11 protein-coding genes are annotated in these 13,895 nt (G+C 58.5%); 4 read left to right on the top strand and 7 right to left on the bottom strand.

Features of this window, described 5'->3' with window-relative positions; all coding sequences use genetic code 11:
* Nucleotides 1-11: 11 nt before the first annotated feature.
* The 3 genes from HBN68_RS18895 to HBN68_RS18885 all read right to left on the bottom strand — a co-directional run bounded on the left by HBN68_RS18895 (nt 12) and on the right by HBN68_RS18885 (nt 3,750).
* Entirely contained in the window at nt 12-788 is a 777-nt protein-coding gene (locus tag HBN68_RS18895) for a polysaccharide biosynthesis/export family protein (protein WP_094995032.1), read from the bottom strand.
* Nucleotides 789-855: 67 nt separating this feature from the next.
* Nucleotides 856-2,313 carry a mannose-1-phosphate guanylyltransferase/mannose-6-phosphate isomerase gene (locus tag HBN68_RS18890; RefSeq protein WP_094995033.1) on the bottom strand — a complete coding sequence of 486 codons (1,458 nt, stop codon included), beginning with the start codon at nt 2,311-2,313 and terminating at the stop codon, nt 856-858.
* The gene (locus tag HBN68_RS18885) at nt 2,314-3,750 is read right to left on the bottom strand and encodes an undecaprenyl-phosphate glucose phosphotransferase (protein ID WP_169965742.1); all 1,437 of its coding nucleotides are present in this window, start codon (nt 3,748-3,750) and stop codon (nt 2,314-2,316) included. It lies immediately after the preceding gene.
* Nucleotides 3,751-4,166: 416 nt separating this feature from the next.
* Here HBN68_RS18885 and yegS point away from each other — a divergent pair, with 416 nt between their 5' ends.
* Nucleotides 4,167-5,066, top strand: coding sequence for a lipid kinase YegS (gene yegS, locus HBN68_RS18880; RefSeq protein ID WP_169965740.1), 900 nt, complete (start codon nt 4,167-4,169; stop codon nt 5,064-5,066).
* Here the strand turns inward: yegS and HBN68_RS18875 are convergent.
* From HBN68_RS18875 to HBN68_RS18865, 3 genes are all read right to left on the bottom strand, one after another.
* The gene (locus HBN68_RS18875) at nt 5,050-5,709 is read right to left on the bottom strand and encodes a response regulator transcription factor (RefSeq protein ID WP_094995035.1); all 660 of its coding nucleotides are present in this window, start codon (nt 5,707-5,709) and stop codon (nt 5,050-5,052) included. The two genes, yegS and HBN68_RS18875, sit on opposite strands and share 17 nt — an antisense overlap.
* Nucleotides 5,706-6,596 carry a sensor histidine kinase gene (locus HBN68_RS18870; protein ID WP_094995036.1) on the bottom strand — a complete coding sequence of 297 codons (891 nt, stop codon included), beginning with the start codon at nt 6,594-6,596 and terminating at the stop codon, nt 5,706-5,708. Before HBN68_RS18870 ends, HBN68_RS18875 begins: the two co-directional genes overlap by 4 nt.
* Before the next feature lie 415 nt (nt 6,597-7,011).
* Nucleotides 7,012-7,440, bottom strand: coding sequence for a hypothetical protein (locus HBN68_RS18865; RefSeq protein ID WP_094994781.1), 429 nt, complete (start codon nt 7,438-7,440; stop codon nt 7,012-7,014).
* A 493-nt stretch (nt 7,441-7,933) separates the two neighbouring features.
* Between HBN68_RS18865 and HBN68_RS18860 the strand changes: the two genes are divergently transcribed.
* Both HBN68_RS18860 and HBN68_RS18855 read left to right on the top strand, forming a co-directional pair.
* Nucleotides 7,934-8,869, top strand: a complete 936-nt coding sequence (locus HBN68_RS18860) for a chemotaxis protein CheV (protein ID WP_094994780.1) — start codon at nt 7,934-7,936, stop codon at nt 8,867-8,869.
* 61 nt (nt 8,870-8,930) lie between these two features.
* Nucleotides 8,931-9,737, top strand: a complete 807-nt coding sequence (locus HBN68_RS18855) for an MOSC domain-containing protein (protein ID WP_169965738.1) — start codon at nt 8,931-8,933, stop codon at nt 9,735-9,737.
* A gap of 48 nt (nt 9,738-9,785) precedes the next feature.
* On the opposite strand, the gene HBN68_RS18850 is transcribed toward HBN68_RS18855, so the two are convergent.
* On the bottom strand, nt 9,786-11,714 hold the full coding sequence (locus tag HBN68_RS18850) for a transglycosylase SLT domain-containing protein (protein ID WP_094994778.1): 1,929 nt from the start codon (nt 11,712-11,714) through the stop codon (nt 9,786-9,788).
* A 216-nt stretch (nt 11,715-11,930) separates the two neighbouring features.
* On the opposite strand from HBN68_RS18850, the gene HBN68_RS18845 reads away from it, so the two are divergent.
* Nucleotides 11,931-13,850: an ATP-binding cassette domain-containing protein gene (locus HBN68_RS18845; protein ID WP_094994777.1), complete on the top strand. Its 1,920-nt coding sequence runs from the start codon at nt 11,931-11,933 to the stop codon at nt 13,848-13,850.
* Nucleotides 13,851-13,895: the final 45 nt, after the last annotated feature.

Raw genomic sequence — 13,895 nt, 5'->3', positions numbered from 1 at the left:
TCCTTTGGCGATTAGTTATTGTCGTTTTTACGCAGTTCGTAGGACGCCCCAATGCCAATTGATTTGGTAAACGGAATCAATTGGTTGAGGTAAAGATCGACCCACTCGATGCCATTGCCCACGGAGGACTTGGGCACAAACACAACGTCGCCGCGCTGCAGCAAAACAGGTGCCTGCTGACTGTTGCCCCGCGCGATGGAGTTTTTGTAATCGAAGAAATACGTGTTGTAGCGCCCGTCGTCTTCCTGACGCAGCAGCGCCACGTTGTTGCTGTCGCCCACCGGCAACACGCCCCCGGCACCGACGATGGCCTGTTCCAGCGTGGTGGCGATGTTGACTTGCAGGGTGGCCGGGTTTTGCACCGCGCCGCCCACATAAACGGTGTTGCTCGGGGTTTGCGAGAAGTTGATGGTCAGTGACGGGTCTTGATAGACGTGGGTCAGTTTCTTCTCCAGCACGGCCGTCAGTTGGTCGGGGGTCATGCCCGCCGCCTTGACGCTGCCAATATAGGGATAAGAAAACGTGCCGTCGGTGCGCACATTGAACAAGGTCAATTCGTAGATCGAGTTGGCGGTAAACGCCGAAATCGACGGCGCTTCACCGGTGTTGCGCACAATGCGCAGGGTGTCGCCGGCGCGTATGCGTTCAAGGGGGAGGGGTTTTCCGGCCAGGGCCTGTCCGGCGCGGTGGCCTTCACGCAAAACAGCATCGTCCGGTAGCGTCACTTTGGACGGCAAACCGCACGCACTCAGCAAAACAACACTCAACAGCAACAGGATTTTTTTCATTATTCGCGCTTCCTGGCATGCAGGGTCACAGCCCTCTTGCGGGGCTGGGACAAATGGAAAACGGTGTTTAATGCGTGCTGGCATCGACCGGGACGCGCCCGTATATGTCAGTAAAGCGTACGATGTCGTCCTCTCCCAAGTACTCGCCGCTTTGCACTTCGATCATCACCAGATCAACCACCCCGGGGTTGAGCAGGCGATGGGTTTTACCGGGTTTGATAAATGTGGATTCGTTGGTGTCGAGCAGAAACTCGTCGTCGCCATTGGTGACCCTGGCCATGCCGCTGACTACGATCCAGTGTTCACTGCGGTGGTGGTGCATTTGCAGGGACAAGGTGCCCTGCGGCTTGACCACGATGCGTTTGATTTTGAAGCGGCGTCCCTCTTCGAGCACGGTGTAGGTGCCCCACGGGCGGGTCACCGTGCGGTGCAGGCGATACGCGTCATGGCCCTGAAGCTTGAGGGTCTGGGCGATGTATTTGACGTCCTGACTGCGGCTGGCGTCAGCGATCAGCAGGGCGTCCGGGGTGTCGATGATGATCAGGTTATTGAGCCCGACCCCGCCCACCAGACGCTTGGGCGAATCGATGTAGCAGTTGTGTACGTCATGCAGCACGTTTTCGCCGTTGCACTGATTGCCATTGGCGTCTGCCGGGCTGAGTTCGCGCACCGCCTCCCATGAGCCGATGTCACTCCAGCCCAGATTGCAGGGGACCACGGCGACTTTCTTCGAGCGTTCCATCAACGCATAGTCGATGGAGATGTCCGGGACCTGGGCGAAGGTGCTGCTGTCCAGTTCGAGATGGATTTCCTGTTTGCCCTGAAACACCTGGCTGTGTTCCAGGCAGTGGCTGACCGCCGTCAGCACGTGCGGGGCGTAGGCTTTGAACTCGCGCAGCACGCTGTCCACGCGCATGCAGAACATGCCGCCATTCCACAGGTGCAGGCCGCCGTCCAGATACTGTTGCGCGGTGGTGGCATCGGGTTTTTCCACAAAGCGCGCGACTTCATAGGCGTCACTGTTCAGCGCGGGGCCTTTCTCGATGTAACCGAACCCGGTTTCCGCCTTGGTCGGCAGAATGCCAAAGGTCACCAGCCAGCCCTCATCGGCCAATTGGCGCGCACTGTCCACCGCGTTGGCGAAGGCGTCGATGTCGCGGATCAGGTGATCGGCGGGGAGCACCAACAACTGAGCGTCTTGGCCATAACGTTGCGCCACGTGCAGGGCCGCCGCGGCAATCGCGGGCGCGGTGTTACGGCCAAAGGGTTCGAGGATGAAATCCAGCTCGACCCCGCCTTTGTTCATGTGCCGGTAGTCGTCGAGGGTGCGGAAAAACACCTCGCGGTTGGTCACGGTCAGCACTTGCCCCACATCGCGCAAGCCGCAGGCACGGCGGAAGGTCTTTTGCAGCAGGCTTTCACCGTCGGGCAAGCGCATGAACGGTTTGGGCATGGCCTCGCGCGAAACAGGCCACAGTCGCGTACCGGCGCCGCCGGCGATTATGCAAGGAATGAGTAGGCTCATTCAGAACGCCTCTTTAGTCAGGAGCACCGCCGGAACTGTGCGGAACAGGATGTACAGGTCGAACCAGACCGACCAGTTTTCGATGTATTCGAGGTCGAACTCGACACGTTTTTCGATCTTTTCCAGGGTGTCTGTTTCGCCCCGGTAACCATTGATTTGCGCCCAGCCCGTAATGCCGGGCTTGACCCGATGACGCGAGGTGTATTCCTGCACCGCTTCTTCGAACAGAATGCCGGCGGCCTTGGTTGCCGTAGCATGCGGGCGCGGGCCGACCATGGACATGCTGCCGGCGAAAACGTTGAACAATTGCGGGAGTTCATCAAGGCTGGTCTTGCGGATAAAACGCCCGACGCGGGTGACACGCGGATCGCCCCGGGTCGTTTGCTTGTCGGCGGTGAAGTCTGACTGGTTCTGGTACATCGAGCGAAACTTGAATACTTCGATCAACCGGTTGTTGTAGCCATAACGCTTTTGCCGGAACAGCACCGGCCCCGGCGAGTCGAGCTTGATCGCCAGTGCCACCAGCAGCATCACCGGGGACAGTACGATCAGTGCGAGGCTCGACAGCACCATGTCTTCAATGCGTTTGAACACGGGCGACCATCCGCGTAAAGGCACTTCGGAGGCGTTGAACATCGGCAGGTTGGCCACCTCGCTGATGCGATTGTGGGCATGGCGAAAGGCAATCATGTCGGGCACCAGCAGTACGTTCACCGGGAATTTGCGCAGGTTGCGAATGATGTAGTCCAGGCGGTTTTCCGCCGACCACGGCAGCGCCACCAGAATCTGCGTGACGCGCTCTTCGCGGATCATTTTTTCCAGGTCCTGGGTATTGCCGAGCACAGGCAGGTGAGCCACGGTGTCGGGCAGGCGTGCCATCCGGTCATCAATGAAACCGATCACGCCGGAGCGGATGTCTTGATGCTGGGCCAGGTATTCGGCCAGGCGTACACCGTTTTCGGTGGCGCCCAAAATGACTGCTTGTTGCAGAAAGATCCCGCGGCTCATCAGGCGCTTGAACAGGGTCAGCAAAATCATCCGCTCGACACCAAACAACAGCAGGCTGCCGAGGTACCAGACCAGTAATTCGGCGTTGCTGATGTAGTTGAACAAGTCCAGCGCGCGGTGCATGAACAGCAACAGGCAAAACGCCGCCGACCAGGCGAACAGGGTGAGTTGCAGGCGCCAGCGGTTGCTGAAGATGTTTTCGGCATAGACCCCCAGCGCCTGGAAAAACAGCACGCTGACCACCCCGAAAAATATCAGTACGGCGAAGTAACTGTTGGTGGTTTCCGGGTGTTGTTCGCGCAAATAAAACAGCAGCAACAAACCGGGCAGGATGGCGGTAATGCCGTGTACCACGCGGATGGCGAACAAGAAGTACTCGACCATGCTCGGGCGGGTAAGGGACAAGCTGTCAACGGGCTGCAAGCGCATAAGGATCCCTTCTTAATCGCTACCCCTAGAAAAGGCGCGGACTGCAAAGCAATGTCGTTCATCCATGCTGCTTAACGCCAAATGACGGCTAGATACGGAAGTCGCCATAGAGGGTTTTATGACTATTTATTTGGCGTTCTGCGTCTGACACTGCAGTGTAGACGCGATATTTTTTTGTGTGCTTGATTGGGTGCAGGCCCGTGTTTTCGGGCTGTTAGCAGCCTCTGTGCGGGTTTGCTTTGCTAATGGTCTGTAGTAAAGGACATGAAACAGGTTGTTGCGAATCGAATTTTTGGATCCGCTTTCCGGCTGCGTTTTGGGCCCGATGGATCGAGCTTGAAGCAGCAAAAAAAACAACAGGCCATTTTCATTTGGCTGTTGTCCAACACCCAGACTCACTGTTTGAGGGACGATGAATGAGCGCAGCAAAGGCCTTTTTAATCTTGCATGGCAAGCAGGCACTCAATGAAGACGTGCGTGCTGCGGTTGAACACCAGCGGATGCAGGGCTGGGACCTTGCGGTGCGGCTCACGTGGGAAGCCGGGGATGCGCAGCGTTTGGTGCATGAAGCGCTGGCCGCCGGTTACACCCACCTGATCGCAGGGGGCGGAGACGGCACCCTGCGTGATATTGCCGAGGCCATGGCTCAGGCGGATGCCCGGGCCAGTCTGGTGTTGCTGCCTTTGGGCACCGCCAACGACTTCGCGCGGGCCGCTGGCGTACCTCTGGACCCGGCCCAAGCGCTGGCGCTGCTCGATGCCCCGGCCCGCAGCATTGACTTGGGCGATGCTGACGGCGAGCTGTTTTTGAACATGGCCACGGGCGGCTTTGGCAGTCAGGTGACGGCCAACACGTCCGAGGACTTGAAAAAGGTTTTGGGCGGAGCAGCGTACCTGTTTACCGGTCTGACGCGTTTCAGTGAGTTGCACGCCGCCTATGCTGAGTTGCAGGGCCCCGATTTTCACTGGAAAGGCGATCTGCTGGCGTTGGGCATTGGCAACGGCCGTCAGGCCGGGGGCGGGCATGAACTGTGTCCGTCGGCGGTGGCCGATGACGGGCTGCTGGACATCAGCATCCTGCCTGCGCCGCAAGAAGTGGTTGGCACCCTCAAGGGCCTGATGGAAGGTGGCTGGGGCATGGACAACCTGTTTGTGCGCGCGCGCCTGCCCTGGGTGGAAATCAAGTCCGCGCAAGGGCTGTCCATCAACCTCGACGGTGAGCCGATGGCGCAGGAAGCGAGCCGGTTCTCTGTGCGCAAGGGCGTTTTGCAGGTGCATTTGCCCGAAGGCTCACCGCTGGTCAGTCGTCAAGGCTGATGATTTGCTCGCGTACGGCAAACAGCACAAGCCCGGCAACGTCATGGATGTGCAGGCGCTTCATGACCTGAGCGCGATGGGTTTCGACGGTTTTGATGCTCAGGCCGAGCCCGCACGCAATTTCGCGGGTGGACTTGCCGCGCACGATCAGGCGCAGGATCTCCAGTTGGCGTTCGGTCAAGTTGTGCTGCCTGGCCTGCGTCGTGCAGGGGGCTGGGCCGCGGTTGAGCGCCTGATTGATCACGGTATGGGCGATGGCCGGGCTCAGGTAACGCTCGTTGTTGCGCAGTGCGCCCAAGGCCTGTTCCAGCTCCACGGCGCTGGTGTCCTTGAGCAAGTAGCCGTGGGCGCCGCTTTCGAGGGTTTGCATGATCAGGGACGGGTCGGTGTGCATCGACAGGATCAGCACTTTGCAGCGCGGCATAACCGCTTTGAGCTGACGCAAGGCTTCCAGGCCGCCGGTATGGCGCATCGACAAGTCCAGCAGAATGATGTCCGGTTGAAGTCGTTCGGCCGCCTCAACCAACTGCCCGCCATCTTCAACTTCGCCAATCACCGCGTAGCCCGGCAAGTCATTGACCAGTGCCTTGACCCCGGCCCGAATCAACAGGTGGTCATCCACCAGCAGCAGATTGCACGTCATGAGGTTTGGCCCAACTGTGCACGTGGATGAGTGCGCCGGGGCCAGGGCAACAGGACTTCGGTATGCGTCCCGGCGCCGGGTTCACTGATGACGCTGATGCTGCCATTCAACTGCTCGACCCGCTCAAGCATACCGGCCATGCCCCGTTGCCCGGCCTGTCTGGGGTCGCTGGCGGGGACGAAGCCGACGCCATCATCGCGCACGCTCAAATGCAGGCCGTCCGCCTGGCGCCGCAGTTGCACCAGCAGGTTGCTGGCCCTGGCATGACGCAGCACATTGGTGACGGACTCCTGGGTGACGCGAAAGATAACCACGGCCATGTCTTCCTGAATATCGCCCAAACGCGGGTGGCACTCGAAGGTCCAGCGAAGCGATGCGTTTTCGAGGGTTTTCATCAAGTGTGCCCGCAGGCTGACGTCGAGGCCGAGGCTGGCAATTTGCGTTGGGTTAAACGCGGCTGAAACATCGCGCACCTTGGCCAGGGTTTCTTCAAGCAACGTGCACAGGCTCAGGCAGTGCGCCTGCAAGTCTTCGGGTGCGCGGCGTTGCAACCAACGGGTTTGCAGGGTGGCAGCTGTCAGCAGTTGGCCAATGTCATCATGCAGTTCGCGGCTCAAGTGTTGGCGTTCGCTTTCCTGTACCTCAATCATGCGGGCCGCCAGTTCCTTGGGTTGCAGTGTGATGGCGTTGCGCGAGTCCCGGTGCAGCCACCAGATGCTGGCCAGGGTGGTCAGGTCGAGCAGCATTAAAACGGTGGGCAAGGAGTCGCACGCCCAGTAGGCGACGATGCTTGAGAGTGCAGAGCAAAGACAAAGCGCTGCCGTCAGCCGGCGAGCGGTTTTACCCGTAGGGTACAAAGGCTTGAATGACTTGAGGCTGGCGTGCATAGCGTGTGGAGCCAAAGGTGTTCGCTGAAGGACCTGGCAGGTGGCTGGCAGGTAAAGAGTTAACGGGATCAACGTTCATGGCTGATGCCAAGCCTGAACGGATTTACACACAGGCGTTCGGCTTAACGATCGGCGCGCATGGTATCACTTCATTTAAAGCGGGTCGCCTTTGACATGGGTTAAATGGCATTTTGCACAGCATGGTTAGTTGCGCATTACAGGTTTTGCCTGTGCGCTTAAATAGGAAATAAGTCGATAGCTTAGTTGGCCCTTAGATGCAAACGCCTGAACCGCGCTGACAGTCTGATATCAGAATTAACTTACAGGATAGTCGACATGTAATGTATTCACGGCGCAGGACGTTTTAATGCGTCATTGAAGACGTGGACCGGGATAAGGCATCGGGGATGCGAGGCTAACCGAGTGGCGGCGGGGCCGTTCGCATGGCTTCGACCTGTTCGGTGAACGACGTGATCAGCATCTCTTGCTCACTGTCATCGAGGCTCAGTTGGCCTGTAGTGGGGTCTATCAGTTCAACCTGCCATGCCAGCAGGCTAAAGCAGTCTTTGAGGATTTCAACCGCTTGGTCGTGCAGGGTACCCAGGTTTCTTGCCTGCCTGAGCAGGGTGCGCAGGGTTCGGCAAAAGCCCGCAATGGGGGCAATGGTCAATGCTTTGGCACGCTTCTCCAGCCTGGAGAGGGTATTGACCATGCAGTCGATCGCGTCCTCGTCATTGTGAATCAATCGCAAGTGGGTCAGGCATTCTTCTGCGGTGGTCAATAACACCTGGGCTTCGATTAAAAAGTCGGCTAGCGCTAATGGCCGGTCATTGCCATTGAACATGCTTATTCTCACTCTTCTGGAACGCCTTTTAAGTAATGTCCGGGCTCATCGTGCAAAAGCCCTCAATGAGCATGGCAACTGGATCAGCGTTTTGGGTGACTTTAAGTGCAACTTTTTGGGTGTGAGTAATGGGTGCGTTCACATAGAAAGTTTTAAAGCGTTGTGTGCAGATATGTAAAACCCGGCACAAGACAGCGCTGTTTCAGTAATAAAAAGTTCCTGCGGTGATTCATATAATGCGAAGGGGGTCACAATAATGGCAATCGAATAGCACGAATATCAGGTCGCTCCTGAGCACTGCTCAGGGAATCCCTTAGGGGGAAGCAAGGGGGAGAGTTGCGAGGGGAGGTCGGACGAAAGACGAAACCGATAATGGCACTGGATGATGTTAAAGTGCCACCACTTTTATGAGGCAGATTTTCGCAGGGGGTCAAGCTCGCGTTTTTTCTGCCGATAACGCTAGACATTCAGTACCCACGCCCAGGAGTTATTCATGGCCGGCATTCTCGACGCGGTAGACCAGCGCACCCAGTTGGTCGGTGAAAACCGACTGGAAATTCTCATGTTCCGTCTGGCGGGTCGGCAGCTGTTCGCGATCAACGTGTTCAAGGTGCAAGAGGTTCTGCAATTACCCAAATTGACCTTGATGCCGCAGCGACACCCGTTTGTGTGTGGTGTGGTGAATCTGCGTGGCCAAACCCTGCCAGTGATTGACTTGTCGCAGGCCATCGGCATGCGCCCTCTGGTGCCTGGCCCTGACAGTACGATCATCGTGACCGAGTACAACCGTTCGGTTCAGGCATTTCTGGTGGGCGGAGTGGACCGCATCGTCAACATGAACTGGGAAGCCATATTGCCCCCGCCCACCAGCGCCGGTCGCCAGCATTACTTGACGGCCATCAGTAAGGTCGATGAGCAACTGGTCGAGATCATTGACGTTGAGAAAGTGCTGGCGGAGATCGTGCCGTACAGCGCCAAGGTCTCGCGCGAGAAGCTCGAAGACCCGATCCTGGAGCATGCGCGTGGCCGGGAAGTGCTGTTGGTCGATGACTCGAAAGTCGCCCTGTCTCAACTGCGCGAAACCCTTTCGCAGTTGGGGGTCAAGATGCACGTGGCCAGCGATGGTCTCAAGGCACTGAACATGCTCAAGGGGTGGGCAGACGCCGGGCAGGTCATGACCGACAAACTGTTGATGATCTTTACCGATGCCGAAATGCCCGAGATGGATGGTTATCGCCTGACCACCGAAATTCGTAACGATCCGCGCCTGCGGGGGCTGTACGTGGTGCTCCACACCTCGCTGTCGGGCAGCTTCAACGAATCCATGGTCAAGAAGGTTGGCTGTGACAATTTCCTGTCCAAATTCCAGCCGGACAAACTGGTGGATGTGGTGCGCCAGCGCCTGATGCTGGATCAAGTACCTGCCTGATTCTTTGCACGCGGGATCGGCTCGTATACTGTGGCGTTTTTAATCCGCAGGGAGCTGATCCATGCTGCATCTAAGTTCGATTTACCGATTCCCGCTCAAGTCCGGCAAAGGCGAAAGCTTGTCTCAGGTGCGCCTGGACAAACTGGGTGTGGAGGGTGATCGACGCTGGATGCTGGTGGATGAAGCCTCCGGGCGCTTTTTGACCCAGCGCTCCCACCCGCAGATGAGCCAACTCTCTGCCTTGTGGAATGCCAATGGCGGCCTGACGTTGACGACCGAAGGTTTTGAGGCGCTGGACGTGCCGTTGCCGCAGGCCGGCAGTGACCTGCGCGGTGTGACCATCTGGCGCGATACGTTGCGTGTGCCCGATGCAGGCGACGAGGCGGCGCAGTGGTTGAGCCGCTTTATCAACCAGAGCGTGCGACTGGTGCATGTGCCGCTGGAGCGAGCGCGGACCACCGAAGCCGGTTATGGCCGCGATGATGACAAAGTGGCGTTCGCCGATGGTTACCCGTTGTTGCTCATAGGTCAGGCATCGCTCGACGACCTTTCACACAAGGTCAATCGAACGTTAGAGATGCTGCGTTTTCGCCCCAACCTCGTGGTGTCCGGCAGTGAAGCGTTTGCCGAAGATGGTTGGAAACGGGTGCGCATTGGCGAGGTGGAGTTTCGCGTGGTCAAGTCATGCTCGCGTTGCATCCTGACCACTATCGATCCCCAGACCGGCGTGCGTGACGAGCAGCGTGAGCCGTTGCAAACCCTGATGAGCTACCGCAAGCAGGAAGGCGGCACGATGTTTGGGCAGAACCTGGTGAACGACAGCCATGGCCTGCTGGAAGTCGGCATGCCGGTCACCGTGCTGGAATAAAGCGCGGCACTTGCAGGTGCGCGCGCACCTGCAAGGTGTTACCCACGATCACTGATCGTCAAAATACCGCTCATGCCAGTCCACCAGAGGTTGAGGCACGTTGAGTTTCTGGCCGTAGATCACCGAGTACGACAAAACGTTCTGCACGTATTGGCGGGTTTCGTCGAAGGGAATACTTTCAATCCACACGTCGAAGCCCAGGTGGTTGGCGCCCCGTAGCCATTGGCGAACACGCCCCGGCCCTGCGTTATATGCCGCTGAAGCCAATACCCGGTTGCCGTTGAACTGGCCATGCACCTGACTCAGGTAGGCTGCACCCAGTTGGATGTTCTTGTCCGGGTTCAGCACTTGTTGGGGCGATGCCAGCGGAATGCTGAATTTTCTGGCAGTTTCTTTGGCTGTGGCCGGCATCAATTGCATCAAACCGCTCGCGCCTACGCCGGAACGTGCGTCATCCATAAAAGCACTTTCCTGACGGGTAATGGCGAACACCCAACTTGAATGCAAACCGCGCACTTTGGCCTCGCGCACCAGTGTGTCGCGGTGCGCCATCGGAAAGCGGATGTCCAGATCGTCCCAGTACTGAGCCTGACTGATGGTGCGGATGGCCGGGAAATACCATTTGCGGTCGTAGGCTAATTTAGCTTGCGCCACCATTTCGTCGCGGTTGAAGTGACGACTTACGTAATACCACTCTCGACGGCCATCCACGATTTGCCCGCGGTCATGGAACTCGAGTGCACGCTGCACGCCGGGTGTGTTGCGCACTTTGTTGATCAGTTGCGGGCTGAGCACGAGCGGTTTGTTGTTGAGCTGATAAGGGGTCTGCGCCCGATCGGCTGCCAGGAAGCCGTAGAAATCACGTTCGCGGGCGACATTTTTGAACAGCACCTGCGCTTGCGGATTTTTCGGTTCGGCCAGCTCCAGGCTGCGCGCCTGCCAGTAACGCCAGCGGTTGCTGGTCGCCAAGTCCTGCGGCAATTGGCGGGTCAGTTGATAGGCATCTTCCCAGCGAGCCAGGCGCAACAGCAGGCGCAGGCGCCATTCGGTGACGGTGTTGTCGCGCAGCTCGGGGTCATATTTAGTCATGATGTCCAGGCCACGGCTGTCATACCGGCGGGCGAACGTCAGACCAATCTCACGGGCGATGGCGACCTTTTCATCCCGCGAGAAGTGCATGTTGGTGGCGTATGTATCGAGCAGTGCTGCCGCTTTTTCAGGGTCCTGTCGCGCTAAACGACGCAGGCCCAGTCCCACGGCATCAGACATGGCTTCACTGGCGGGCAGAAAACGCGAGGGTTGACTGAGAAGATCAGGCTTTTGCGCCACGTCAATCATCACTTTGGCTTGTGGGCCCAGCGTGTTGAGGCCATTGGCCAGTGTCGTGGCCAAGCCGTAATTGCGTGCTTCAGCCGCCAACTTCACGCGCTGCCACCGCTTTTGTTCGGTCAGTTGACCTTCAGCGGCCCACTGGCTGAACAGGGCGTCGCATGCCGCCGGTTGTGCTTTGCCCACCAGCCAGAGTTTTTCCGCGCTGGCGTAGCCTTCGGCCTTCTGGTTGTGCGCCAGTTGGTACTGGCCATTAAGGCAGTCAAGCTCGGTGAAGTTGAGCTTGGGGTCGTAATATTTGGCAAAGGTCGCCCAGTCGCCGCGATCAGCCAGCCAGCGCAACCAACGCAGTTTCATCCAGTTGGCTTGCGGCAGATCGCCATGCGCCGCCAAGAACTGCTCAATTTCAGCGTTACTGGCGCTTTTCAAGCGGGCGGTGAGTTCGTCGTACGCCAGGTACGGTGTCAGCGGATAGCTGCGCAGGGCGTCGGCATTTCGGAAATAGGGGCCGGAGTCGCCTTTGGCCAAAGCGCGCTTGGCCTCGTCGTACAGCTGGCGTTGTTGGGTCAAGTCGGCGGCCTGTGCGGCTTGCACGGCGCAACTGGTGAGAAGCAGGCAGGATAAAAAGTTGAAGAGACGACTGCGCATGGGGCTTCCGTACAGATGAAAAACGCGGCGTGTGCAGGGCGGGCCCGGCACTGATTGAGTCGTAGCTTAGCCTTTTGCCAGCAGCGCGTGAACGCCTTGCAGGCCCAGCGGTGAAACTTGCGACTAAATGGAGCTGCGAGCAGGGGCAACAATAAATAGCCGGCCGCCTGAGGGCGCAAATCAGGTAGAATGCGCGCCCAGTTTTTGGAGAAGCTCATGACCCTGCTCAAATTCAGCGATGTGTCCCTTGCTTTCGGCTCTACGCCGTTGTTGGACAAGGTGTCCTGGCAGATCGCCCGTGGAGAGCGGGTGTGCATCATCGGCCGCAACGGCACCGGCAAGTCCAGCATGATGAAGCTGGTAAAAGGTGATCAAAAGCCTGACGACGGCTCTGTCTGGCGCGCACCCGGCCTCAAGATTGGCGAATTGCCGCAAGAGTTGCCGGTTGCCGACGGACGGACCGTGTTCGATGTTGTGGCCGAGGGCCTCGACGGTGTGGGCGAGCTGCTGGCTCAGTACCATCACCTCAGCCAGAACATCGTCACCGATGCCGACCTGGACAAGCTGATGCACGTCCAGCAAGACCTTGAAGCCCGTGATGGTTGGCGCTTGCAGCAATTGGTCGACAGCACCCTGAGCCGCCTGCAATTGCCGGCGGACAAAACCCTGGCCGAATTATCCGGCGGCTGGCGTCGTCGCGTTCTGCTGGCGCAAGCACTGGTGTCCGAACCGGACCTGCTGCTGCTCGACGAACCGACCAACCACCTGGATATCGGCGCCATCGCCTGGCTGGAAGAAGCCCTCAAGGACTTCCAAGGCGCTGTGCTGTTTATTACCCACGACCGTTCCTTCCTGCAAAATCTGGCCACCCGGATTCTGGAACTGGACCGTGGCGGTCTGATTGACTGGAACGGCGACTACGCGAGCTTCCTGGTCCACAAGGAAGCCTCCCTGGCGGCGGAAGAAACCGCAAACGCGCTGTTCGACAAGCGCCTGGCCCAGGAAGAAGTGTGGATTCGTCAGGGCATCAAGGCGCGTCGCACCCGTAACGAAGGCCGTGTGCGTGCCCTCAAGGCCCTGCGTGTTGAACGCAGCGAGCGCCGTGAGCGCACCGGTAAGGCCAACATCCAGCTGGACACCGCCGACAAGTCCGGCAAGCAAGTGATGGTGCTGGAAAACGTCAGTTTCGCGCACCCGGAAGGTCCGTTCCTGATCAAGGACTTCTCCATGGTGTTGCAACGCGGCGACCGCATCGGTCTGCTGGGCGCCAACGGTACGGGCAAAACGACACTGCTCAAGTTGATGCTGGGCGGCTTGCAGCCTACCAACGGCAAGGTGGAAGAGGGGACGCGCATCGACGTGGCGTACTTCGACCAGTTGCGTCACCAGTTGGACCTGGAAAAAACCGTGATCGATAACGTGGCCGAAGGTCGCGACTTTATCGATATCGATGGTCAAAGCCGCCACGTCCTGAGCTACCTGGGTGATTTCCTGTTCAGCCCGCAGCGTGCCCGCACGCCGGTCAAGGCGCTGTCAGGCGGCGAGCGTGCGCGCTTGCTGCTGGCCAAGTTGTTCAGCAAGCCTGCCAATCTGCTGGTGCTCGATGAGCCGACCAACGACCTCGACGTCGAAACCCTCGAGCTGCTGGAAGAGGTGTTGCTGACCTTCAAGGGCACGGTATTGATGGTCAGTCACGACCGGGCATTCCTCGACAACGTGGTTACCAGCACGCTGGTCTTTGAAGGCGAAGGCAAGGTGCGTGAATACGTGGGCGGTTATCAGGACTGGCTGCGTCAAGGCGGCTCGCCGCGCTTGCTTGGTGTGACTGAAAGCAAATCCGGCAAGGCTGACCTGAACTCTGCCGTTGTCACGGCCGCCGCAGCGCCAGCTCAGGCTGCTCCGGCCCCTGCTCCGGCGAAAAAGAAGCTGAGCTACAAGCTGCAGCGCGAACTGGAAGCGCTCCCTGGCGAGATCGATGCCAAAGAGCAGGCGATTGCTGCCGTGGAAGCTGAAATGGCTGACGCAGGCTTCTATCAGCGTCCTGCTGCACAAACGGCTGAAGTGATTGCCAAGCTCGAAACGTTGCAAGCTGAACTCGAGCAACTGGTTGAACGTTGGGCTGAGCTGGATGCCTGATTGAGCAGTCGCTGAACTGAAAAAGCCCGGCCTTTTTAATCAAAA

Source organism: Pseudomonas sp. WS 5078 (assembly GCF_012985745.1).
GTDB classification, from domain to species: domain Bacteria; phylum Pseudomonadota; class Gammaproteobacteria; order Pseudomonadales; family Pseudomonadaceae; genus Aquipseudomonas; species Aquipseudomonas lundensis_A.
This window is presented reverse-complemented; position numbering and strand designations above follow the sequence as displayed.

Coding starts and splice junctions, on each gene's coding strand:
- HBN68_RS18895 (WP_094995032.1), bottom strand. CDS start 788: ATGAAAAAAATCCTGTTGCTGTTGAGTGTTGTTTTGCTGAGTGCGTGC.
- HBN68_RS18890 (WP_094995033.1), bottom strand. CDS start 2,313: ATGAGCCTACTCATTCCTTGCATAATCGCCGGCGGCGCCGGTACGCGA.
- HBN68_RS18885 (WP_169965742.1), bottom strand. CDS start 3,750: ATGCGCTTGCAGCCCGTTGACAGCTTGTCCCTTACCCGCCCGAGCATG.
- yegS (WP_169965740.1), top strand. CDS start 4,167: ATGAGCGCAGCAAAGGCCTTTTTAATCTTGCATGGCAAGCAGGCACTC.
- HBN68_RS18875 (WP_094995035.1), bottom strand. CDS start 5,709: ATGACGTGCAATCTGCTGCTGGTGGATGACCACCTGTTGATTCGGGCC.
- HBN68_RS18870 (WP_094995036.1), bottom strand. CDS start 6,596: ATGCACGCCAGCCTCAAGTCATTCAAGCCTTTGTACCCTACGGGTAAA.
- HBN68_RS18865 (WP_094994781.1), bottom strand. CDS start 7,440: ATGTTCAATGGCAATGACCGGCCATTAGCGCTAGCCGACTTTTTAATC.
- HBN68_RS18860 (WP_094994780.1), top strand. CDS start 7,934: ATGGCCGGCATTCTCGACGCGGTAGACCAGCGCACCCAGTTGGTCGGT.
- HBN68_RS18855 (WP_169965738.1), top strand. CDS start 8,931: ATGCTGCATCTAAGTTCGATTTACCGATTCCCGCTCAAGTCCGGCAAA.
- HBN68_RS18850 (WP_094994778.1), bottom strand. CDS start 11,714: ATGCGCAGTCGTCTCTTCAACTTTTTATCCTGCCTGCTTCTCACCAGT.
- HBN68_RS18845 (WP_094994777.1), top strand. CDS start 11,931: ATGACCCTGCTCAAATTCAGCGATGTGTCCCTTGCTTTCGGCTCTACG.